At 58.8% G+C, this 22,190-nt stretch carries 16 protein-coding genes and 1 tRNA gene; 8 read left to right on the forward strand and 9 right to left on the reverse strand.

Annotation, left to right across the window (positions count from 1 at the left end):
- Positions 1 to 298 precede the first annotated feature (298 nt).
- The 7 genes from VV088_RS09115 to rnc all read left to right on the forward strand — a co-directional run bounded on the left by VV088_RS09115 (position 299) and on the right by rnc (position 6,461).
- Positions 299 to 1,153, forward strand: coding sequence for a transporter substrate-binding domain-containing protein (locus VV088_RS09115; protein ID WP_334600383.1), 855 nt, complete (start codon positions 299 to 301; stop codon positions 1,151 to 1,153).
- 66 nt (positions 1,154 to 1,219) lie between these two features.
- The gene (locus VV088_RS09120) at positions 1,220 to 1,993 is read left to right on the forward strand and encodes an amino acid ABC transporter permease (protein WP_334600384.1); all 774 of its coding nucleotides are present in this window, start codon (positions 1,220 to 1,222) and stop codon (positions 1,991 to 1,993) included.
- Positions 1,980 to 2,702, forward strand: a complete 723-nt coding sequence (locus VV088_RS09125) for an amino acid ABC transporter ATP-binding protein (protein ID WP_334600385.1) — start codon at positions 1,980 to 1,982, stop codon at positions 2,700 to 2,702. Before VV088_RS09120 ends, VV088_RS09125 begins: the two co-directional genes overlap by 14 nt.
- A 112-nt stretch (positions 2,703 to 2,814) precedes the next feature.
- Positions 2,815 to 3,969, forward strand: a complete 1,155-nt coding sequence (locus VV088_RS09130) for a leucine-rich repeat domain-containing protein (RefSeq protein ID WP_334600386.1) — start codon at positions 2,815 to 2,817, stop codon at positions 3,967 to 3,969.
- 50 nt (positions 3,970 to 4,019) lie between these two features.
- A complete protein-coding gene (locus tag VV088_RS09135) occupies positions 4,020 to 5,399 on the forward strand; it encodes an alanine/glycine:cation symporter family protein (protein WP_334600387.1) in 1,380 nt (459 codons plus the stop codon).
- 72 nt (positions 5,400 to 5,471) lie between these two features.
- Positions 5,472 to 5,705, forward strand: coding sequence for an acyl carrier protein (acpP, locus tag VV088_RS09140; RefSeq protein WP_334600388.1), 234 nt, complete (start codon positions 5,472 to 5,474; stop codon positions 5,703 to 5,705).
- 84 nt (positions 5,706 to 5,789) lie between these two features.
- Positions 5,790 to 6,461, forward strand: a complete 672-nt coding sequence (gene rnc, locus VV088_RS09145; RefSeq protein WP_334600389.1) for a ribonuclease III — start codon at positions 5,790 to 5,792, stop codon at positions 6,459 to 6,461.
- Positions 6,462 to 6,505: 44 nt separating this feature from the next.
- Here rnc and VV088_RS09150 read toward each other — a convergent pair whose 3' ends face one another.
- The 5 genes from VV088_RS09150 to VV088_RS09170 form a co-directional block, all read right to left on the reverse strand.
- Complete coding sequence (locus tag VV088_RS09150) at positions 6,506 to 9,748, reverse strand: SEL1-like repeat protein (protein ID WP_334600390.1); 3,243 nt, start codon at positions 9,746 to 9,748, stop codon at positions 6,506 to 6,508.
- Between the two features lie 58 nt (positions 9,749 to 9,806).
- Positions 9,807 to 11,018: an RNA polymerase sigma factor RpoD gene (gene rpoD, locus VV088_RS09155; protein WP_334600479.1), complete on the reverse strand. Its 1,212-nt coding sequence runs from the start codon at positions 11,016 to 11,018 to the stop codon at positions 9,807 to 9,809.
- 98 nt (positions 11,019 to 11,116) lie between these two features.
- On the reverse strand, positions 11,117 to 12,883 hold the full coding sequence (gene dnaG, locus VV088_RS09160) for a DNA primase (protein WP_334600391.1): 1,767 nt from the start codon (positions 12,881 to 12,883) through the stop codon (positions 11,117 to 11,119).
- Positions 12,884 to 12,929: 46 nt separating this feature from the next.
- On the reverse strand, positions 12,930 to 13,934 hold the full coding sequence (locus tag VV088_RS09165) for a deoxyguanosinetriphosphate triphosphohydrolase (RefSeq protein WP_334600392.1): 1,005 nt from the start codon (positions 13,932 to 13,934) through the stop codon (positions 12,930 to 12,932).
- Positions 13,935 to 14,109: 175 nt separating this feature from the next.
- On the reverse strand, positions 14,110 to 15,432 hold the full coding sequence (locus VV088_RS09170; RefSeq protein ID WP_334600393.1) for a Na+/H+ antiporter NhaC family protein: 1,323 nt from the start codon (positions 15,430 to 15,432) through the stop codon (positions 14,110 to 14,112).
- 276 nt (positions 15,433 to 15,708) lie between these two features.
- On the opposite strand from VV088_RS09170, the gene VV088_RS09175 reads away from it, so the two are divergent.
- A tRNA-Ala gene (locus VV088_RS09175) sits at positions 15,709 to 15,784 on the forward strand.
- A gap of 489 nt (positions 15,785 to 16,273) precedes the next feature.
- Here VV088_RS09175 and VV088_RS09180 read toward each other — a convergent pair.
- The 4 genes from VV088_RS09180 to VV088_RS09195 all read right to left on the reverse strand — a co-directional run bounded on the left by VV088_RS09180 (position 16,274) and on the right by VV088_RS09195 (position 22,158).
- A complete protein-coding gene (locus VV088_RS09180; RefSeq protein WP_334600394.1) occupies positions 16,274 to 17,518 on the reverse strand; it encodes a M20 metallopeptidase family protein in 1,245 nt (414 codons plus the stop codon).
- A gap of 39 nt (positions 17,519 to 17,557) precedes the next feature.
- Positions 17,558 to 18,955 (reverse strand): YfcC family protein, encoded by a 1,398-nt coding sequence (locus VV088_RS09185; RefSeq protein ID WP_334600395.1) that lies wholly within the window; start codon positions 18,953 to 18,955, stop codon positions 17,558 to 17,560.
- 66 nt (positions 18,956 to 19,021) lie between these two features.
- On the reverse strand, positions 19,022 to 20,866 hold the full coding sequence (locus tag VV088_RS09190; RefSeq protein WP_334600396.1) for a M20/M25/M40 family metallo-hydrolase: 1,845 nt from the start codon (positions 20,864 to 20,866) through the stop codon (positions 19,022 to 19,024).
- Between the two features lie 164 nt (positions 20,867 to 21,030).
- Complete coding sequence (locus VV088_RS09195; RefSeq protein ID WP_334600397.1) at positions 21,031 to 22,158, reverse strand: aminotransferase class I/II-fold pyridoxal phosphate-dependent enzyme; 1,128 nt, start codon at positions 22,156 to 22,158, stop codon at positions 21,031 to 21,033.
- Between the last annotated feature and the right edge of the window lie 32 nt (positions 22,159 to 22,190).

Raw genomic sequence — 22,190 nt, forward strand, 5'->3', positions numbered from 1 at the left:
GAAAGTTTAATCTTTTTCTCTCATGAAATGTAAGACGCAGTTTTTCCCGGCGGGGTTCCCGCTTCTGCACCTTTCGCCTCGGGCGTGCCTGCATATTCATGCCGTCTCTTTGCATATTCATCCGTCCCCATCCCGGAACTTGGAGCTTTGTGTTCTTTTTGCCTAAAACAAGGTAGATAAAACTCCTGTTTTTGAACAGTCGTCTATTGACTCCCCATACCGTCTGATGTATAATCTTTCACAGTGTTCGGGGCAGCCGCTCGGGCGGCCCCCGGCAATTTGAAAAGGAGTTTTTAAAATGAAAAAGATTCTTGCCTTCGCCATGGCCTCGGCCATGGTCCTGTCCCTGGCCGCCTGCGGCGGCGGGACCAGCACCTCCAGCTCCAAGAGCAGCGCTCCCGCCACCTCCGGCACGCAGGACAGCAGCTCCAGCTCCGCCGCTCCCTCCGGCAGCTTCACCACCGTAGAGGCCGGCAAGCTGCATATGTCCACCAACGCCGAGTTCCCGCCCTATGAGATGCTGGACGACGCCGGCAATCCCATCGGCATCGACGTAGAGGTGGCCGCCGCCATCGCCAACAAGCTGGGCCTGGAGCTGGTGGTGGACGACATGGGCTTTGACGCCGCCCTGCTGGCCGTTCAGAACGGCCAGAGCGACATCGCCATGGCCGGCATCACCGTCAGCGAGGACCGCCTGGCCAAGATGGACTTTACTGACTCCTACGCCACCGGCGTGCAGGTGGTTATCGTCAAGGAGGGCTCCGACGTCACCATGGACAACCTGGGTGAGAAGATGATCGGCACTCAGATGGGCACCACCGGCTACATCTACGCCTCCGACACCCCCGATAACGGCGGCTACGGCGAGGACCACGTGATCGGCTATGAGACCGGCGCTGTGGCGGTTCAGGCCCTGGTCAGCGGCCAGGTGGACGCCGTTATCATCGACAACCTGCCCGCCCAAAGCTACGTGGAGGCCAACGCCGCCGCCGGGCTCACCATTCTGGAGGGCACCTGGGTAGAGGAGGACTACGCCATCGCCCTGCAAAAGGGCAACACCGAGCTGATGGCCGCCGTCAACGGCGCGCTGAACGAGCTCAAGGCCGACGGCACCTTCCAGGGCATTGTGGACAAGTACATCACTGCTGACTAAGAGAAAAGAAACGGGGGGCGGCCCACACCGGGCCGCCTCTCTCACTGTAAGAAGGGGGACGTGTCCATGGACTGGGCGCAGTATTATGCTCAGCTGAGCGAGATGGCCAGAGCCGGACAGGAGCTTGGATTCTTCGATAACTTCTTCCGCCTGTTCTACCAGGCCTTTATTGAGGGCAGCCGTTGGCAGCTTTACCTCCGGGGGCTGGCTGTAACATTACAGCTCACCGTCATTGCCCTGTGCATCGGTATTGTGCTGGGCGTGCTGGTGGCGGTGGTCCGCACCGCCCACGACCAGCAGCGGCTGGGGCGGAGAAGCATATTTCTAAGCTTGTGCAATATCCTGTGCCAGATATATACCACGGTTATCCGGGGTACGCCCATGATGGTGCAGCTGCTCATCTGGGGCTTTGTCATCTTCAGCTCCAGCCGCAACAAGACCATGGTGGGCGCGCTGGGCATCGGCATCAACTCCGGGGCCTATGTGGCGGAGATTGTCCGGGCCGGCCTGATGAGCGTGGACGGCGGTCAGGCCGAGGCGGGCCGCTCCCTGGGCCTGAACTACTTCGACACCATGCGGTATATCGTGATCCCCCAGGCCTTTAAAAATATCCTGCCCGCCCTGGGCAACGAGTTCATCGTCCTGTTCAAAGACACCTCCCTGGTCTCGGCCATCGGCGGCGCTGAGCTGATTTACTACGCCAAGGCCGTGGGCTCAAAGACCTTTGAGGTCATGTTCCCCTACCTGGGCGTCGCCGTGATATACTTGACGGCTGTTTTGATACTTACCTGGCTCCAGGGCAAGCTGGAAAGGAGGCTGCGCCAAAGTGATCGACGTTAAAAACCTGTCCAAGTCCTTCGGGGACCACCTGGTGCTGGACGGCATCTCCGAGCACATCAGCCCCGGAGAAAAAGTGGTGGTCATCGGCCCCTCCGGGTCGGGCAAGTCCACCTTCCTGCGCTGTCTCAACCTGCTGGAAACCCCCACCGCAGGCACTATCACCTTTGAAAACACGGTCATTACCGACCCCAAGGTGAAGATTGACAAGATCCGCCAGCAGATGGGCATGGTGTTCCAGCACTTCAACCTCTTCCCCAACATGACCATCCGCAAAAACATCACCCTGGCCCCGGTGCAGACTAAGCTGATGAGCCAGGCCGAGGCCGACGAGGTGGCCGCCGCCCTCCTCAAGCGGGTGGACCTGCTCGACAAGGCGGACGCCTACCCCAACCAGCTGTCCGGCGGGCAGAAGCAGCGCATCGCCATCGTCCGGGCCCTGGCTATGAAGCCCAAGGTGATGCTCTTTGACGAGCCCACCTCCGCTCTGGACCCCGAGATGGTGGGCGAGGTGCTGGACGTGATGAAGGAGCTGGCCCAGGAGGGTATGACCATGGTGGTGGTCACCCACGAGATGGGCTTCGCCCGGGAGGTGGGCAGCCGGGTGCTGTTCATGGACGGCGGCCACATTTTGGAGCAGAACACCCCCAAGGAGTTCTTCGACCACCCCCAAAACCCCCGGACCCAGCTGTTTTTGTCCAAGGTATTATAGGATCAAGGGCCGTCCCCATGGGCGGCCCTTTTATTATCTTCCATTTTCTCTCCCGCTGGGGTGGAAATTGTTTGGCGCTTGGTGTATAATTTCGGAAAAGGAGGATACAGAAATGAGAAAAAATTTGTATCTTGTCTGGCTGGCCGCTCTGACGGCGGCGCTGCTGTGCGGCTGCAGCTCCAGCCAAGCCAGCGCCTCAGCCAATACCGGCGTCATCCCCGCCGCCGTCTCCGAGCCGGCCCCGGAGCCTCCGCCCCCGCCGCCCTATACCCTGGACCGCTCCAACATCCCGGAGGAGGTCAATGTGGAGGTCACGACCCTGTCCTCTGAGGCGCCAGTGCGCTACAGCCAGGTGCTGGACGAGGCGGAGCGGCAGGGGGATCAGGGGCAGCAGATCGACCTGACCGGTTACCGGCTCACCGTCCGCCAGATCCAGGATGTGACCGCCCGGTGCAAAGACCGGTCGGTCTCCTGGCAGCTGGACGTGGACGGCGTCGCCGTCACACCGGATATGACCGAGCTGGACCTGTCCGGCCACGACCTGGCCGGGCTGGGGGTGGACCTGTACGAGCTGTTCGGGATGCTCCCCAGCCTGACCCGGGCAGACCTCTGCCAAACCGGCTTCACCAATGCGGATTACGCCGCCCTCCAGGACACCTTCCCCGACATCCGCATGATCTGGGAGATCGTCTGGCACCACTGGACCTTCCGCACCGACGTGGTGGCCTTCTCCACCATGAAGACCTGTGCCCAGACCTTCTTCCTCTACGACGAGGACGCCCAATATCTCCGCTACTGCACCGATCTGGTGGCCCTGGACCTGGGACACAACCGGGTCCACGACTGGTCCTTTCTCCAGTACATGCCCAATCTGAAGATCCTCATTGCGGTGGACAACCAGGTGAAGGACCTGTCCTGGATTCAGTACACCCCCAAGCTGGAGTATCTGGAGTTCTTTGTGGGGTACGTGACCGACCTGAGCTTTCTGCAGTACACCCCCAACCTCAAGGACCTGAACATCAGCTACAACCGGGTCAGCGACGCCACCTACCTTTACGACCTGCCCAATCTGGAGCGGCTGTGGATGGAGCACACCCGGATTCCCTCCAGCGAGTTCAAAAAGCTCCAGGAGACCTACCCCGATGCCAAGATCGTGTACTACGGCGAGGGCTCCATCGACCAGGGCTGGCGTACCCATGAACGGTACTACGCCATGCGGGATATGTTCAAGAACAACTACGTCCACGAGCTGTTTGCCGATCCGTAACGCATCTCGCCCCTACTCCCCGCATATTCCTTCTATAGAGGTGATATGCGGTGGATTTTTTGGCGCGGCTTGCGGACGCCCTTTGGACCCCCTGGCTGCTGGGGCTGTTTCTGCTGACGGGACTGGTATACTCCGCCGGCTCCGGATTGTTTCAGCTGTTTGAATGCCGCACCTGGTGGAGGGCCACAGCGGGCTCCCTCCTTCAGCGGCGCGGGCAAAAGACGGGCGGGCTGTCCCCCCTCCAGGCGCTGGCCACCGCCCTGGCCTCCACCATGGGCACTGGCTCCATCGCCGGAGTGGCCGCCGCCCTCACCCTGGGTGGACCGGGGGCGGTGTTCTGGATGTGGGTATCCGCCCTGCTGGGCATGATGACCAGCTGCGGCGAAAAGCTGCTGGCAGTCCAGTACCAGCGTCCCGGCCCTGATGGGCGGCTCCGGGGCGGACCCATGTACTACCTGCGGGACGGCCTGCGCTCCCCCCTTCTGGCCGCCTGCTTCTGCCTGGCCTGCATCCCCGCCACCCTGGCGGGGGGAAACCTGATCCAGTCCTCCTCCATCGCCTCCAGTCTGGAGGCGGCCTTCGGCCTGCCCCGGCTCCCGGTTGGGCTGGTGACCGCCCTGCTGGCGGGACTGGTCATGCTGGGCGGGCTGGAACGGATCGCGGCGGTTTCCTCCGCCCTGGTACCCGCCATGGCCCTGCTGTATCTGGGCAGCGGCTGCGCCGTCCTGCTGTACCACTGGGACCGAATCCCCGGGGCGCTGGGGCTGATCTTCTCCTGCGCCCTCTCCCCTGCTGCGGCGGCGGGGGGCGGGGCGGGCTGGACGGTATCCGCCGCTCTGCGCTGCGGCGTGGCCCGAGGGGTGTTCACCAACGAGGCGGGGCTGGGCACCTCCGCCATGGCCCACGGGGCCGCCCAGGTGGACCACCCCGCCCGGCAGGGGATGTGGGGCATCTTTGAGGTTTTTCTGTCCACCCTGCTGGTGTGCACCGTCACCGCCCTGGTCATCCTGGTCAGCGGCGTCTGGAACCCCGCCGCCCCGGACGCCCTGACCGGCGCCCCCCTTACCGCCGCCGCCTTCGGGTCGGTGCTGGGCCGGTTTGGACAGGGGGCGGTAGCTCTGTCCCTGCTGCTGTTCGCCTTCTCCTCCATCCTGGGGTGGAGCTACTATGGAGAGCAGTGCCTGGAATTTCTATCCGGAGGGCGGCTGCTGCCCGTTTACCGGACCGTTTTCCTGCTGTGTACCCTGGCCGGGGCGGTGTGGAGCGCTCAAATGATCTGGCAGCTGGTGGACCTGTGCAACGCGCTGATGGCCCTGCCCAATCTCCTGGCCCTGCTATGCCTTGCACCTCAGGCGCTCTCCAGCCTCCGGGCCTGGAGGAGAGACGGCCGGCGGAAATTTTTGCGCTCAGAAAACGGAAAAAACTATTGACAGCAGACTCAAATGTGCCTATCATAAGGACAGAAACCGTGCGCAGATACAAAATAAAAGGAGCGACTCATTATGATCTTTGAAAAGCTGGCTGCCTTGATTGCCGAGCAATTCAATGTTGACGCCGACAGCATCACTATGGAAACCTCTTTTACTGACGACCTGAACGCCGATTCTGTGGATATTGTGGATCTGTCCATGGCCCTGGAGGAGGAATTTGGCATTGAGGAGCTGGAAGAAGAGGAAGCTTCCTCCATCTCCACCGTGGGCGACCTGGTCCGATTCCTGCAGAATAAAATCGACTGAACGACGGAACTCCGCCTTCGGCGGAGTTCCCACCATTTCAGAACCTGCCGGCGCATAGACGCGGCGGGTTCCAAGGAGTTTAGAATGAATAATTTGGAAGAAAAGCTGGGCTATACCTTTCAGGACGCCTCCCTGCTGGAAAACGCTCTCACCCACAGCTCCCGGGCCAACGAGAGCCGGGGCAAGCTGCTCAGCAACGAGCGGCTGGAATTTTTGGGCGACTCCATCCTGGGCATGGTGGTGGCCGACCATCTGTACCGCAACCACCCCGATCTGCCTGAGGGCGATCTGACCCGCACCCGGGCCGCCCTGGTGTGCGAGGAGAGCCTGGTCGAAGTAGCCCGCGAGCTGGGGCTTGGGGAGTATCTGCGCTTAGGCAAGGGGGAAAACTCCGGCGGAGGCCGGGAGCGGCCCTCCATTCAGGCTGACGCGGTGGAGGCCGTGCTGGCCGCCATCTATCTGGACGGCGGCATCGGTTCCGCCCGAAAGTTTATCCAAAAGTATATCCTCAGCCGGGAGATTGCCGGGCTGACCAAGCCGCTGGACCACAAAACCGCCCTTCAGGAGCTGGTCCAGCGGGAGAGCGGTCAGGTTCTCCAGTACCGCCTGGTGGGCGAGGAGGGGCCCGACCACAACAAGCGTTTCTTCGTAGAGGTGGACCTGAACGGCCGGTCCATCGGCTCCGGCTCCGGCCGCAGCAAGAAGGAGGCCGAGCAGATGGCTGCCGCCGCTGCCATCCAGATCCTGTCCAAATAAAACGTGAGAGGCTCCCCAGTTGGGGAGCCTCTTTTTTGGATCCGTTATTTTTTGAAGAACCCGAGCAGTCCTCCCCGCTTGGGCTTCTCCTTGGCCTTGGGGGGCTGGGGAGCAGGCGCAGGAGGGGCGGGCTGAGGCGGGAGGTAGGTGTAGCTGGAGGGAGCCGCCGGAGCGGGCGCTCCGTTCAGCCGCTGGAGGGCCTCCTGGGCGCTCTGATAGCCCTTGTCTGCCGCCTGCTGGTAATACTCCCTGGCCTTGTCCAGGTTCTCCGGGACGCCGCTGCCATTCTCATAGCACTCGCCCAGCAGGAACAGCGCCCTGGGCTGACCGCAGTCCGCCGCCTTCTGGAACCACTGCACAGCCTCCGCCTCGTCCACATCCACGCCGATGCCGGTGTAGAAGCAGTAACCCAGGTTGCACATCCCGGCCACACTGCCGCCGGCGGCGGCCTGGCGGTAATACTGAACCGCCTTCTGCGTGTCCTCCATCACGCCCCGGCCCAGCTCGTAGCACAGGCCCAGCATGCAAAGTCCTCGGTAGTTCCCCTGTTCGGCGGACTGCCGGAACCAATAGAATGCCTGATCGTAATCCACCACTACGCCGATGCCCTCATAGAAGCAGAAGCCCAGATTGCACTGGGCACGGGACAGGCCCCGCTCCGCCGCCTGACGGTACAGTTCCACCGCACGTGCCTTGTCCTCCTGGACCCCCATGCCCAGCTCATAGCACAGCCCCAGGGAGCAGGTGGCCGAGGGATTTCCGCTGGCATGGGCCTCCTGGTACAGCTCCACCGCCTTCTGGATGTTCTTCGCCACGCCGTAGCCGTTCTCATAGCACTCGCCCAGCAGCTGTACAGCGCGGGGATAGCCCCTCGCGGCGGCCTTCTCGAACCAGTAAACGGCCTGGTCGTTGTCCTCCTCCACCCCGATACCCTGGTAGTAGCAGACGCCCAAGCTGCACTGGGCGGGGGGATAGCCCTCCTCAGCGGCCTTCCGATACCACATCAGCGCCTTGTCAGTGTCCTTCTCCAGGCCGTTGCCATCCTCATAGCACTCCGCCAGCAGGCACATCGCCCGGGGATACTCCTGTTCCGCCGCCCTGGCGAACCACTTGGCGGCCTCCCCGTCGTCCTCCGCGACGCCGACTCCCTGGTAGTAACAGTACCCCAGGTTGCACTGGCCTCTGGGATAGCCCTGCTCCGCCGCCTGACGGTACAGCTCCACCGCCTTGGACAGATCCCGTTCCACCCCGTCTCCGTACTCGTAGCAGACGCCAAGGGCGCAGGTGGCGGGAACATAGCCCGCCTGGTGCGCCTTGGTGTACAGCTCCACCGCCTTGGTCAGGTCCTTCTCCACGCCGTAGCCGTTCTCATAGCACTCGCCCAGCAGCTGCATGGCGCGGGGGTAGTCCTGCCCGGCGGCCTTTTGGAACCACTTGACCGCCTCCTGGTCGTCCTCCTTCACCCCGATGCCCTGGTAGTAGAAAAAGCCCAGATTGCACTGCGCACGGGGATAGCCCCGCTCTGCGGCCTTGAGGTAGAGCTCCCTGGCCTTGTCCTTGTCCTCCTGGATGCCCCGGCCCAGCTCGTAGCACAGGCCCAGGGCACACATACCGGGGACGTTCCCCTTGTCGCTGGCCTGCTGGTAGAGCTGGACGGCCTTCTCCACATCCGGCTCCACGCCGTAGCCCCGGTCGTAGCACTCGCCCAACAGCTGGATCGCGCGGGCGTAGCCGTCCTCCGCAGACTTGGCGAACCACTGGAACGCCTGCTCGTTGTCCTCCTCCACGCCGATGCCGGTGTAGTAGCAGTAGCCCAGGTTGCACTGGGCACGGGCGTCCCCCCGCTCCGCCGCCTGACGGTACAGCTCCACCGCCTTGGCCTTGTCCATCTCCACCCCGGTGCCCAGCTCGTAGCACAGGCCCAGATTGCACAGGGCGGGCGGGTAGCCGGACTCGCTGGACTTGACGTACAGCTCCACCGCCTTGTCGATGTTCTTTTCCACGCCGTAGCCGTTCTCATAGCACTCCGCCAGCAGCTGCATGGCACGGGGGTACTCCTCCTCCGCCGCCTTCTCAAACCACCGGACGGCCTCCGCCTCGTCCTCCTCCACGCCGATACCAGTGTAGTAGCAGAAGCCCAAGTTGCACTGGGCCCGGGGCATGCCCCGCTCCGCGGCCCAGCGGTACAGCTCCACCGCCTTGGCCTTGTCCTCCTCCACGCCCTGGCCCAGCTCATAGCACAGGCCCAGGGAACAGAACGCGGAGGTGTACTCCTTGTCCGCCGCCAGCTGGTACAGCTTGACGGCCCGGTCATAGTTCTGCTCCACGCCGTAGCCCCGGTCGTAGCACTCGCCCAGCAGGAACATGGCTCTGGGATACTCCCGCTCCGCGGCCTTGGTGAACCACTCCACCGCCTTCTCCTGATTCTCCTCCACACCAATCCCTATGTAGTAGCAGAAGCCCAGGTTGCACATAGCCGGCGGAAAGCCCTGATCGGCCGCCTCCTGATACAGCTCTACCGCCCTGGCCTTGTCCTCCTCTACCCCGACGCCCGACTCGTAGCACAGCCCCAGAGTGCAGGCTCCGTCGGGGTAGTGCTGGTCGTAGGCGGCCCGGTAGAGCTCCAGGGCCTTGTCCACGTCCTTCTCCACCCCGTAGCCGTTCTCAAAGCACTCCCCCATCAGCACCTGAGCACGGGGGTAGCCCTGCTGGGCGGATTTGGCGAACAGCTCCGCCGCCGCCGTGTTGTTCTCCTCGAAGAAAATGCCCTGGTAGTAGAAGTAGCCCAGGTTGCACTGGGCGGGGGCGTAGTCCTGGTCGGCGGCCTCCTGGTAGAGCTCGGCGGCCCGCCCTTTGTCCATCTCCACCCCCTGGCCCAGCTCATAGCACAGGCCCAGCTCGGTCATGGCGGGCGCATAGCCCTCGTCGGCGGCAGCGGTGAACAGCTCCACCGCACGGGCTATATCCTTCTCTGTACCCACGCTCCGGCTGTAACACACGCCCAGGTAGTACTGGGCGGCGATGCTGTCCCCCTCGGCGGCCTTCTGGAACCAGTAAAACGCCTTTTCCCCGTCCTTGGGCGCGCCGTCATCCCCAAAGTAGTAGCTGCGGCCCAGGCGGTACTGGGCGTCCAGGTCGCCGTCCTCCGCGGCCTCCTGAAGGGCCTTCAGATCCTCCTGCTTCTTCTCCGCCATATCGTTCAGGCTGCTCATCACCTTGGGATCGATGTAGATCATCACCGAATCCTGGTCGAAGGGTTCCTGGTTCATGTTTTTTTCCTCTGCCATCTATAAACACTCCTTTTTTGTTTTCTTAGTGTCTGAAGGCTGGCACGCTTTGGGCCGCTCAGTTTAAAAAGTCCTTCAGCTTTTTGCTGCGGCTGGGGTGGCGCAGCTTGCGCAGGGCCTTGGCCTCAATCTGGCGAATCCGCTCCCTGGTAACGTTGAACTCCTTGCCCACCTCTTCCAGCGTACGGGTGCGGCCGTCCTCAATACCGAAGCGCAGCTTGAGCACCTTCTCCTCCCGGGGGGTCAGGGTGGACAGCACCTCCACCAGCTGCTCCTTCAGCAGGGTGAAGGAGGCGGCCTCGGCGGGCTCGGAGGCGTCCTCATCGGGGATGAAGTCGCCCAGATGGCTGTCCTCCTCCTCGCCGATGGGGGTCTCCAGGCTGACCGGCTCCTGGGCAATTTTCAAAATCTCCCGCACCCGGTCGGCGGGCATGTTCATCTCCTCGGCAATCTCCTCGGGGGTGGGGTCGTGGCCCAGCTCCTGGAGCAGCTGGCGGGAAACCCGGATCACCTTGTTGATGGTCTCCACCATGTGTACCGGGATGCGGATGGTGCGGGCCTGGTCGGCGATGGCTCTGGTGATGGCCTGACGAATCCACCAGGTAGCGTAGGTGGAGAACTTGAAGCCCTTCACATAGTCGAACTTCTCCACCGCCTTGATCAGGCCCAGGTTGCCCTCCTGGATCAGGTCCAGGAACTGCATCCCCCGGCCCACATACCGCTTGGCGATGGACACCACCAGGCGCAGATTGGCCTCCGCCAGACGCTGGCGGGCCCGCTCCCCCTTTTTGATGGCCTTTTCCAGCTCCTGGCGCAGCTCGTCGGGGATCTCTTCTCCAGACCGCTCCAGCTCCTCCAGCTGCTCCTGGGCGGCGGTGCCGGCGGTCATGGTCTGGGCCAGCTCCACCTCCTCCTCCGAGGTGAGCAGGTTCACCTTGCCGATCTCCTTCAGATACATCCGCACCGGATCGTCGGTACCGAAGGTGTCCACCAGGGAGTTGGGATCGACGATCTCCTCCTCGGGGATCTCCTCCATCTCCTCCACCGGGGGCTCCGCTGTATCGGCCAGATCGGGGATGTAGTCCTCCCCCACCGTCTCAATGCCCAGATTTTCCAGGGTATCGTAAATTTTGTCCATCTGGTCCGTACCCAGCTCCATGTCCTCCAGCACGTCCAGCAGCTCGGAGGAGGAGAGCTTTCCCTTCTTTTTGCCCCGCTCGATGAGCTCAGCCAGCTTTTCCGCCCCGGAAATGCCCTCCACCACCTTCATGATCTCGATCTTGCCGGTCTCCATGCGGGTCTGGATGTCGGTCGGCTTCTCCTTCTTCACCAGGATCATTTCCCCAATCGGCTCTTTCTTTTTTGTGCTCATTTCTTCTCCTCCATATATGCTTTCTTCTGCTGCACTTGTCTCTGTACGGCCAGCAGCAGCTCGCTGCGCTGTCCGGCCCCTCCCTCTCTCAGCAGCTTCTCGCCGCGGATCAGGGATATGTAGTCCGGGATGGACTGATCGCTGTTGGCCACCGACTCGGGCTTGAGGGCCACCTGGACCAGATGGTCCATCTCCTCGCCGGAGAACTCCCCGGCCAGGGCGTCCAGCTGGGTGGACAGCCCCGCCGCCGCCCGCTCCCGCAGGCGGTCGAAGGCCCGAGCCAGCAGCGGGGAGGAAAAATCCTCCCCGGTGATGCCGTCCATCCGGTTCAGCAGGCCGGGGTCCAGGATGAGCAGGCGGATCAGCCCCTCCTCCGCCAGGGCGGAGGTCACATTGTCATACCGCAGGCTCCTGGCTCTGGGCTGGAGCTGGGCCGGGTCCAGGTCCTGACGCTCCCGCTGCTTCCGTGCCTTGCGCAGGCGGCCTTTCAGGACCCGCTCCACCTCCAGCTTCATGGTCTCAGGGGATACGCCCGCCGTCCGCGCGGCGTGCCCGCCGTAGATCTCCCGCTCCACCGCGCTGTGGAGACCCGACACCAGCTGAGCCGCCTCCTGGAGGAAGGCCACCCGCTGGCTGTCGTCGGTGAGGTCGTACTTCTTCTGGACCTGGGCCAAGCGGTAGTCCACCTGGTTCTCGCTCTGGTCCAGCAGCTGGGCAAACGCCTCCCGGCCGTAGGCTTTGATAAACTCATCCGGGTCCTTGGCCCCCTTCATCTGAAGCACCTTGACCTTCAGCCCCGCCTTCTCCAGCAGGGGGATGGCCCGCTGGGCGGCGGCTACCCCCGCCCCGTCGCCGTCGTAGGCGATGACCGCCTCCTTGAAGTATCGGGCCAGCAGCATGCCGTGCTCCTCCGTCAGGGCGGTGCCCAGGGATGCCACCGCGCTATCAAACCCCGCCTGGTGCAGGGCAATGGTGTCCATATACCCCTCCGTCAGGATCACCTGACCCGCCTTGGAGGTCTTTGCCCGGTTCAGAGCAAAGACATTGCGGCTCTTGTTGTACACCGGAGTGTCCGGGGAGTTCAGGTACTTAGGGGTGGAGTTGTCCATCACCCGGCCGCCGAAGCCGATCACATCGCCTCGAACGTCGATGATGGGAAACATCACCCGGTTGCGGAAGCGGTCATAGATGCGGCCGTGATCCGTGCTGACCACCAGACCGGCGTCCAGCAGGTCCCGCTTGTCGTAGCCCAGACCGGCCATCTCGTTGATCAGGGCGTCCCACCGGTCGGGCGCAAAGCCCAGGCCGAAGGCGGTCCGGGTAGCCCTGGACAGCCCCCGCTTCTGAAGGTAGTCCAAGCCCTCCTTCCCCTCTGGACCGTTGAGCCAGCGGTGGAAGGTCCGGGCGGCCTGTTTGTTGATCTCCAAAATCTTCTCCCGCCGCTGCCGGGCCCCCGGCGCCGCTCCCTTGAACTCGGGCACCGGCATCCCGGCCCGCTTGGCCAGCACCGCCACCGCTTCCTGGAAGGGCAGGTTTTCCAGCTCCATCACATACTTGATGGCGCCGCCTCCCTTGCCGCAGCCGAAGCACTTGAACATCTGCCGGTCGGGCAGCACATGGAAGGAGGGCGTTTTTTCCCCGTGAAAGGGACAGCAGCCCCACCAGCTGTTCCCCTTCTTCGTCAGCCGCACCGACTCTGACACCAGATCTACAATATCGGTCCGGGACAGGAGCTCGTCCACAAATTGATTCGGAACCGGCAATGTTTTCCCCCCTATTTGTATCCGTTTTTCGGAAAAAATATCCCAATTACAGCACCGTCCAGCCCTTGGGGATGAAAATCTCCTTAAACATCTCCACTGCGAAGGGGTCGGTCATGCCGGCAATGTAGTCGCATACCGCCCGGTCCACCCCTTCCTCCGCCCGGATGGTCTGGAAGTCCGCCGGCAGTCCGTCCGGATATTTTTGAAAATGCTCAAAGAGCTGGCGCAGCATGTCCTGGGCCTTGCCCTCCTCCCCCTTGGCCATGGGGTTGGTATATACGTGCTCAAACATGAAGCTCTTCAGGGCCAGCATAGCCTCCCCCACCTCCTGGGACTGCCGGATTTCCCCCTGCCCCAGACTGGCCTGGACGGCGTCGACGACCAGGGCGTTTACTCGGGCGCTGTGGGAAAAGCCCAGCAGGCTGGAGATCTCCAGGGGAATGTCGATGGGGTAGATGATCCCGCCCCGCAGAGCGTCCTCAATGTCGTGGTTGATGTAGGCGATGTGGTCGGCCAGACGGACAATCTGTCCCTCCAGCGTGGCGGCGGGCGTCCCCTTGGTGTGGCACAGGATGCCGTTGCGCACCTCCCAGGTGAGGTTCAGGCCCTCGCCCCCCTTTTCCAGCCGCTCCACGACCCGGACCGACTGCTCGTAGTGGGCAAAACCGCCGGGCATGACCTCGTTGAGCAGCCGCTCCCCCGCGTGGCCAAAGGGGGTGTGGCCCAGGTCGTGGCCCAGGGCAATGGCCTCGGTGAGGTCCTCGTTCAAAAACAGGGCCCGGGCCATGGCGCGGGCGATACGGCTGACCTCCAGGGTGTGGGTCATCCGGGTGCGGTAGTGGTCCCCCTCCGGCTGGAGGAACACCTGGGTCTTGTGCTTCAGCCGCCGGAAGGCTTTTGAATAAACGATGCGGTCGGTGTCCCGCTGAAAGGGGGTGCGGACCGCACACTCCTCCTCCGGCCTCGCCCGGCCCCGGCTCTGGGATGACCGGCAGGCCAGGGGTGCCAGTACGGCCTCCTCCCGCTCCTGGAGCTGTTCACGCAGCGTCATGGGCAAGCCCTCCCTCTCCGTTTGTTGTTACGATTACTTATACGAAAAAACTCTCTGGATTCCTCTTTTTTCGAAAAAAAATTTTTACCCTCCCTGGTCCCCCTCCGAAAGGCCGAAACAGATCCCTGGCAGCTGCCGCCAGGGATCTGTTTGTATGCTTCAAAACGTTGGGAGGTCAGACCCTCCGTTTGCCCGCTCCCACCAGGATATAGACCAGGGAAGCCGCCGCCAGCAGGTAGGGGTAGTACAGGCAGGGCATGATCTGGAAGGCGGACACCGCTCCCCCCGAGGCCGAGATGGCCACCAGCATCTGAGCGCCGTAGGGAATAACCCCCTGGAAGATGCAGGAGAAGGTGTCCAGCAGCGAGGCGGACTCCTTCGGGGTGATGTGGTACTCCTCGCTGATCTCCTTGGCGATGGGACCGGCCATCACGATGGCGACTGTATTGTTGGCCGTGGCAATGTCCATGGCGCCCACCAGCAAACCCACGCCCAAACGTCCGCCCACGCGGCCCCGAAACACCCGGCGGATAAAAGCCAGCAGAGCCTCAAAGCCGCCGAACTCCCGGATCAGCGCGCACATGGCGGATACCAGGATGGTGACCATAATGGTCTCAAACATCCCCGCCGCGCCGGAGCCCATGCCCCCCAGCAAGCCCATAAAGTCGATGGTCCCGGTGAGCAGCACAATGGCCACCCCCGCCAGAATGCCCACAATCAGCACCACGAAGACATTCAGCCCGGCAATCCCCCCGATGAGCACCAGCACATAGGGAATCAGCAGCAGCAGGTTGTAGTCGGGGATATCGATCGCTCCCACCCCGGCATTCAGGGACCGGACCAGAATCACAGCCAGCGTCACGACGGCGGCAGGCAGCGCGATCTTGAAGTTGGCCCGGAACTTGTCCCGCATGGCGCAGCCCTGGGTGTTGCAGGCGGCAATCGTGGTATCCGAAATGAAGGACAGGTTATCCCCGAACATCGCTCCGCCCATGACCGAACCCACACACAGCGCCAGCGAAAAGCCGGACACATTCGCCACAGCCGCGGCAATCGGAGTGATCAGGGTGATGGTGCCCACCGACGTCCCCATCGCCGTGGACACAAAGCAGGCCGCGATGAACAGCACCGCGGCGGACGCCCAAGCCGGGGTAACGGACAGCAGAAAATAGGCCACCGCCTCCGCGCTGCTGCGCCCGGTGACCCCCACAAACACACCAGCCACCAGGAAGATGAGGATCATGGTCATAATATTCTTGTCCCCAACGCCTTGGGCCATCACCGCCAGTTTGGCGTCAAAGCTCAGGGCTCGATTCTGCAGGCAGGCCACAAACAGAGCCACCATAAACACCACGACAATCGGGATGTTATAAAAGGCCATCTCAATGCCAAGCCTATATTCAAAAATCAGCCCCATCCCCAAGTACAGCGCCAGAAACACCAGAATCGGCAGCAGCGCCGCCGCGTTCTGCTTCCGCTTTTTCTCTCTCTGATCCATAAAAGGTCCTCCCTTTTCTCCCAATTCGCTTCTATTTTAGTGGAATTTCCCCGCTATGTCAATGCGGTTTGGAGAAATGATTGGAGATTTCCTCCAGAATCTGAAGAAAGATCAAAAAGCCTCTTTACATTTCCCAAAAATCTGATATAATGTAGAAGCTGTTTCGTAAGCGGTTTGATGAAGCAGCCGTTGATGCGGCCTTTTTACCTGTTCATTTGTACCGCGTTGTCACAGCAGTCTACAAAATGTGGTATGTAACTCAGATGCCACCTATACGGGCGATTAGCTCAGCTGGGAGAGCGCAGCGTTCGCAACGCTGAGGTCGTGGGTTCGATCCCCATATCGTCCACCATTGGCAGACTTGCAATTTGCAAGTCTGCCTTTTTATGCCGTTTCCGTTGCGGCAGGCGATTGTATAATATGACAAGGTACTGCAAAAAAGCAAAAGCCTGCAACGGATCTCCAATAGGATAGCAGTCCTCTTTTTCTGCATGAACGGAGTCACATAAAGCAGCATCGGAGAACGCTCAAAAATTATATCGAGCAAACTCTTTTCACCAAAGCGTTGTAAATCAAGTTTTTGTGTGACATCCGGAATAAGCAGACGATATAAAAACTCATTCATCTAAGCATCTCCCCACCTAAAACACTTCCCCTTCTATGTTCGTTCTGCCTATCCGGACCATCCAGACAGGACGAGGATTTACTGCTTATGTGAGCTTCCCCTCTGACAGAAAAAATGCCGCGAACCCTTGAAAAATCAAGGCTTAGCGGCATTTAAAAATTGATAAGGAGAGCGTTAAAAATCCCTTTGGATTTTATCATGTTTACCCGTGGCTCATCAACCTATATCCACTGATTGGTTAATAAACCCATACGCTACTGCAGCCAGACTGGCTGTTCCATTGGGCAATGCCTCGTCATCCGAATTAAATTGAGGATGATGCTGCGCAAAATTGGTGTGCTTTTCTTCATTTCCGACGCCTAGGAACATAAGCGCCCCAGGTACGATCTTCTGATACCAGGAGAAATCCTCTGAGGCCGCAACAGGCTTGGTACATGCTACATGTTCCGCTCCAATCGCTTCCGTTATGGACTGGACGGCCTGCATTGTAAACACCTCGTCGTTTCGCACCGGCGGGACGCCGCTGGAGGCCGTGAAGGATATTTTAACCCGCATTCCTTTGGCAACCCCCTCCGCAATTTCCTGCATGCGCTGTTTGATATACTCACGTACCGTTTCATCATAGGTCCGGGCCCCGGCAATAACCGACACCCGCTCCGGGATTACATTATAGGTTTTGGAGTCCACGTTGATGCTGCCTACCGTCAGCACGGCGGCTTCCTGCGGATCGATCTCTCGGCTTATAATGGTCTGCCAGGCGGAAATGATCTGGCAAGCGGCTACCACTGGATCGATACAGGTGTGCGGCATGGCGCCATGCCCTCCCACGCCCGTTACCTCCATATTGACAATCAGATTCGTGGTCATAAAGGGTCCGGGCACATAGTGAATCACACCGGAAGGGAGGGTTCCCCAAACATGGATGCCAAAAACGGCGTCTACTCCGTCCATGACATCGTCCTCCTCCACCAGAATCCGTGCACCCGGCTTTGAACATGCGTCGCTGAGTGACGGGCACATATCACTGAGCAAATACTCCTCACCCGGCTGGAAAATAAAGCGTATATTTCCGTTGATCTGGCTGCGAAGGGGGAACAAAATCTTTGCCGCTCCCAACAGCATAGCCATATGAGAATCGTGGCCGCAGGCGTGGGCTACGCCATGATTCTGCGAGGTGTAGGGCAGGCTGGTCTCCTCTTGTATTGGAAGCGCGTCCATGTCTGCACGAAGCACAATACACCTTCCAGGTTTGCCGGGGTTCAAATCCGCCACTACCCCAGTCTCGGGACAGTGCGGAATTCCAACGCGGACATTCGTATAACCAATCTTCCGGAGGGCCTCTGCAATCTTCCGGGAGGTATTGACCTCATGGAAGGACAGCTCCGGATCGGCATGAAAATCATGACGCCATCTTACAATATCATCTTTTACTTCTTGCGCCAGGGTTTTAAAGTTGATCATACTCATTTCCTCCTCTGTTATCACATATTGTCAGCGCTCTCAGAAGGGGCCCAAACCAATCAATTGAGCCGCTACACAAACCACACCGCCGACAATCAGCAGGAACGCAAAAAACTTATAGGCGAATTTAAACCAATCCTCATACTTCACGTTGCCCAGCGCCAAGGAGGCCATCAGGGTACCAGAGGTGGGCCAGAAGTAATTGGTGAACCCATCGCCCATTTGATAGATCACAACCATGACCTGCTGATTGATGCTGGTCAGCTGGCCCAGGGGACCGAGGATTGGCATCAGGATGACGGCCTTGCCGCTGCCAGAGGTAACAAAGAAGTTGAACAGGACCACAATGCAGTAGACCATAATCACAATGATGATCGGGTTTTTGCCAATCAGCATTTCCGACAGGGAATGAATGACCGTATCAATAATTTTAGACTGATTCATCAAAACCAGGATGGAGCGCGCCATGGAGATGGAGAGACAGGCAGGGAGGATATTGCTGGCGCCTTTGGCAAACTCAACCGCTACATCGGAAGGACTCATTCGGGCAAAAACTCCAGCGGCAACCGTCAGCATCAAAAACAGTGACGCCAGCTGGGGCAAATACCAGCCAAGCTTCAGGGTTCCATAGACCTGAGAGAGCAGAACCCCAATAAATACAATCAGAATCAGAATGCGGCTGGTTGTCAGTGGAATCTGGGAGCCTTCATCCTCAGAATTCTTTTGTTCCTCCAGATAACATTCCCCGTATATGCTCAGGGCAGGATTCTTTTTGATCTTGGCAGCATAATGTAAAACATAGACCACGGCGCAAATGGTCAAAAGCAGCCAGACAACAAAGCGAAATTCAATACCGGAAAAAAGCGGCAGCGTAAGAATGGCCTGACCTACCCCCACCGTATAGGTGTTAACGAATCCAGATGTAAATCCGACGCACAGCCCAAGAATCCCCGCTCCTGCGCCAACCATCCGGTCATATCCAAGGGCCACGCTCAGAGTGACCGCCAGGGGAATAAAGACACTTCCGCCCTCTGCGAAACCGTTGGCGCCCAGGAAGGAAAAGAGGAACATAAAGATTGTAAGCAATACCTGATCCAGATGCTTCAGTTTTTTGACCATGGCATAGATTCCCGCACTGATTGCCCCGGTCTTCTCAATGACTGCCAGCGCTCCGCCAATTGCAATTACCATGCCAATGATATCGCTGGTCTGAGTAAAACCGGTGTGCAGGGCCGTGAAAAAATCCATAGGGGTAAGGTATATCTTGTCAATGGTGTTGTACGTGGCAGGATCTACAATTTCCCGCCCGGAATTTGGATCAATGATTCTCTGATATTCTCCGCTGGGAACAAGATAGGTAATGAGCAGAACCGCAATCATAATGATGAAGAGCAGAACATAGACGTGGGGAAGGGAAACTTTCTTTTTTTCTTTCATAAAATTTATCTCCTATGTAAAATTTATCTCCTATGTTTCCTTTTTGTCAAGTACCATGCCGTCCTCTCAGCCGCAGATTCCAAATACTGTTTCGATTGCCCTCTGGATGATGTATGGCGTGCGTTCATACAGATCCTGCTTGAAGACCCGTTCTGTCATTTTGTGAAGGTCCTTTCCCCAAGGGCCAATATTGATACAGGGCATGGAGATAGATTCCAGCTGTTCCAGAGGCAGATCGTACAAATGGCCGTAAAGCGGCATGGTCCGTTTTAATGTTTGGGTAATCTCCTGACTATGGGAAATACTGCTGTAACTCAGGTCCGATATCCCAACAAAGAAATTCTCCGCAAGGTATTCCTGCCCAAACTGTTCCTGTGTATCGTCACTTAAACGAGTTTGAAGGGTGCGGATCAAATCAGGCAGGTCGGGCAAGAACAGATTTGCCACATTGGGATAGTAGGGCGGAATGAGGCCGTAGATCACCCGGGGAGATAAATCGTCCACAAAATTGTAAATGAAATCGACCAGGGCGAAATTACAGTCCAGCATGGTCAATTGATTGTCCACCAGCTGCTGCTTTAAGCGATCCAGCTCTGCCTGAAACCCGGATCGAAAAACGTCGCCATATGCCGCCAGCGCCTCTTGGTACAGTTGTTCAAATTCGACTGTCTTTACCTGCCAGGGAAGTTTTTCAGGCGTTTTTCCAGCCATCTTTAAAAAGTTGGCATAGCTGGCGTTCATTTGAGTAAGGACATACTGAAAACTTTCCTCACAAACTGTTTTGAGCCGCTGCAGCACACTGATGGGGGTTTGGTGAAAGGTAAGTACACTAAGGCAGCCGGCTGCGGAAAGAGGGATCGAGACGTCATATTCCAGTTTTCGGTCTCTCTGGTACAGCCACGTGGGGGGCGGGGAAACTTCGCCCTCTACTTCATCGCAAAAATCAGTGTTGATCTCGGTCCGGCGAACAATCTCGCTGAGCAGATTCGAGGGGTTCAATCCCTCAAATGGTTTGCCCGCATGGGAGAGGACACCCCTTACATAGACAAACGGAAGCAGTTTTCCAACCGACCCAACCGAGAACAGACCTTTTTCCGGGTCCTTTCGCAGATGTGGCTCGGAGTCAATCATAATGCGGTAACGCAACCCGTATTGCTCCCGCAGCCGGACCAGCAGGCGGATGCCAGCCCGCATCCCAGCAGACAGGTTTTCTTCATCCGGTACAGCCAGTACAATCAAAGTACCGGGCAGCTGATTGGGGGCTTGGGCCACCAGTTGGCTGTAGCGGTTGAGCACAGCCATTTGAATGGAGCCGCCGCCCTTCATGTCGCACACCCCGCGGCCATAGAGATACTCCCCTGATTCCAGGTCCTGTCTGACTTCCTCGGGCAATGTATTCCGAATGTGTCTGAGTTCCTGCTCCAACTCATCCGGGGAGTAAGCGAGAGGCGCAAGACGTTTGAAATCCTCTACAGAAACCACGTCATTGTGGTGGATCATAACAATCGTATCGTCCCCGCTCCCCCGCACCATAGCAAAAGCGGCCGCCCGGTTGAATGGATCATGGACTGCAGGACAGGTTCCCAGATACTCCGGGTGGGCCTGCCAGTATGGGAGCGAACGAAAGTAGTTCAAAAAGTACTGCTCAGCCTCCTTCTCAACCGGAGAATTGGATGTACTTTTTACCTTCACATATCCGTATAGAATCTCTTTGATCTCAGAAGCGATTCCTTCTAACAGAGCTGAATTGTGTGCCATTTTTATATCACCATATCTTTCTATCCGCCAAATGCAGAATGAAAATCTCTTGCTTTTCCACTTCCCCAGGCATTCTTTCTCACGCTTGGATTCTTTCACTGTTCGACAATTCAGATGTTCCCCGCCAAGGCGGAGGAGTCCCTCACCCTGCATGTAACGGACTCCCCGCCTGACGGGAAGTGAGTGAAGAACAGGCTGTATCAGGAAGCCAGCAGCAAAACGCGCACATTGCAGCAATATAAAACAGTGAATAGACGGTGCATTGGATCCGCCTATCCGGTATTGCCATATTTGATATCACACGGAAAGCGCTGCACTTACTGTTCCAGCTCGGCTAAATACTCGCCCAGCCGCGCCAAGCCGGATTTAAAATATTCCACATCGCCAAAACCGTACCCAATTCGGAAACTCTTGTCCTGCTGGAAGCATCCGCCCTGGCATACCAAGACATCTTTCCTGGCCAAAAGGTCCTCCGCAAACTGTTGGGCGGGAATATCAAAATCATAGTAAATGTACGAAGTGGGGCCCATACTATTGCAGGCGAGCCGCAGGTGGGGCTGTCCTTTCAGCCACTGGTGGAGAATTTCCCGTGCTTCCTCTACAATTTTGCGGTTGCGCTCATAGAAGATTTCCTTCTTCTCCAGAATAATAGCCGCGATCAGTTCATTGATAGGGCCTTCACAAATACTGTTGTAGGAGCGCAGATTCATCAGGGCGTCCTTTATGCTCAAGTCCCGGGTAACGATCCAGCCCACTCGAGTTCCGGCGCTGGAAAACACCTTGCTGGTACTGCTGGTAACGATTCCCTTCTCATACAAATCACAGATCGAGTACATATACTCTGTACTTAAGCCACGATAGATTTCATCGCTGACAATATAGGCGCCGGTCTCCCGGGCCATATCGGTCAGCTCCTCCAACTCCGCCTTAGTGAAGGTATATCCGGTGGGATTGCCGGGGTTCGTCAGACAGATCATTTTGGTGTTCTGATCCACCATCGCCCGCACCTTATTCAGATCAACGGAGTACTCCTCCCCTGCACCGCAGTTGAAGATACGAACCTCACAGCCCAGCGCCTCAGGAATGGAGTAGTGCTGCTGATAGCTGGGCAGGATGCACACCACGTTGTTCCCAGGTTCACACAGAGCCTGACACACAATGGAATTGGCCCCGGTACCACCGTGGACGCAGAGGACCATTTCCGGTGTTACAGCTTGCGTATACAGCCCCGCAATTGCTTGTTTCAGGCGGGGCATCCCCTCAAAATAGCCATAGTGAAGACTCATGGATTCAATTTCCCGGAAAAAAGCTTCCTGGTCCGTCCCTGTCAAATCCAGCATCTCGGACACGGTGACGGGTTTGCAGCAGCTGGAGCCAAAATTATACTTGGCTTTGTCATCCAGAGGGTTCAGCCAGAATTCCAATTCAAAGCGTTCAATGTTCATCGTTTTATATCCTTCCTGAAAATTTTTGATCG

The sequence above is a fragment of the Lawsonibacter sp. JLR.KK007 genome, assembly GCF_036941135.1.
Taxonomy (GTDB): Bacteria; Bacillota; Clostridia; order Oscillospirales; family Oscillospiraceae; genus Lawsonibacter.

Coding starts and splice junctions, on each gene's coding strand:
- VV088_RS09190 (WP_334600396.1), bottom strand. CDS start 20,866: ATGCAGGGTGAGGGACTCCTCCGCCTTGGCGGGGAACATCTGAATTGT.
- VV088_RS09165 (WP_334600392.1), bottom strand. CDS start 13,934: ATGACGCTGCGTGAACAGCTCCAGGAGCGGGAGGAGGCCGTACTGGCA.
- VV088_RS09120 (WP_334600384.1), top strand. CDS start 1,220: ATGGACTGGGCGCAGTATTATGCTCAGCTGAGCGAGATGGCCAGAGCC.
- rpoD (WP_334600479.1), bottom strand. CDS start 11,018: ATGAAGGTGGTGGAGGGCATTTCCGGGGCGGAAAAGCTGGCTGAGCTC.
- VV088_RS09115 (WP_334600383.1), top strand. CDS start 299: ATGAAAAAGATTCTTGCCTTCGCCATGGCCTCGGCCATGGTCCTGTCC.
- VV088_RS09180 (WP_334600394.1), bottom strand. CDS start 17,518: ATGATCAACTTTAAAACCCTGGCGCAAGAAGTAAAAGATGATATTGTA.
- VV088_RS09130 (WP_334600386.1), top strand. CDS start 2,815: ATGAGAAAAAATTTGTATCTTGTCTGGCTGGCCGCTCTGACGGCGGCG.
- acpP (WP_334600388.1), top strand. CDS start 5,472: ATGATCTTTGAAAAGCTGGCTGCCTTGATTGCCGAGCAATTCAATGTT.
- rnc (WP_334600389.1), top strand. CDS start 5,790: ATGAATAATTTGGAAGAAAAGCTGGGCTATACCTTTCAGGACGCCTCC.
- VV088_RS09185 (WP_334600395.1), bottom strand. CDS start 18,955: ATGAAAGAAAAAAAGAAAGTTTCCCTTCCCCACGTCTATGTTCTGCTC.
- VV088_RS09150 (WP_334600390.1), bottom strand. CDS start 9,748: ATGGCAGAGGAAAAAAACATGAACCAGGAACCCTTCGACCAGGATTCG.
- VV088_RS09170 (WP_334600393.1), bottom strand. CDS start 15,432: ATGGATCAGAGAGAGAAAAAGCGGAAGCAGAACGCGGCGGCGCTGCTG.
- VV088_RS09195 (WP_334600397.1), bottom strand. CDS start 22,158: ATGAACATTGAACGCTTTGAATTGGAATTCTGGCTGAACCCTCTGGAT.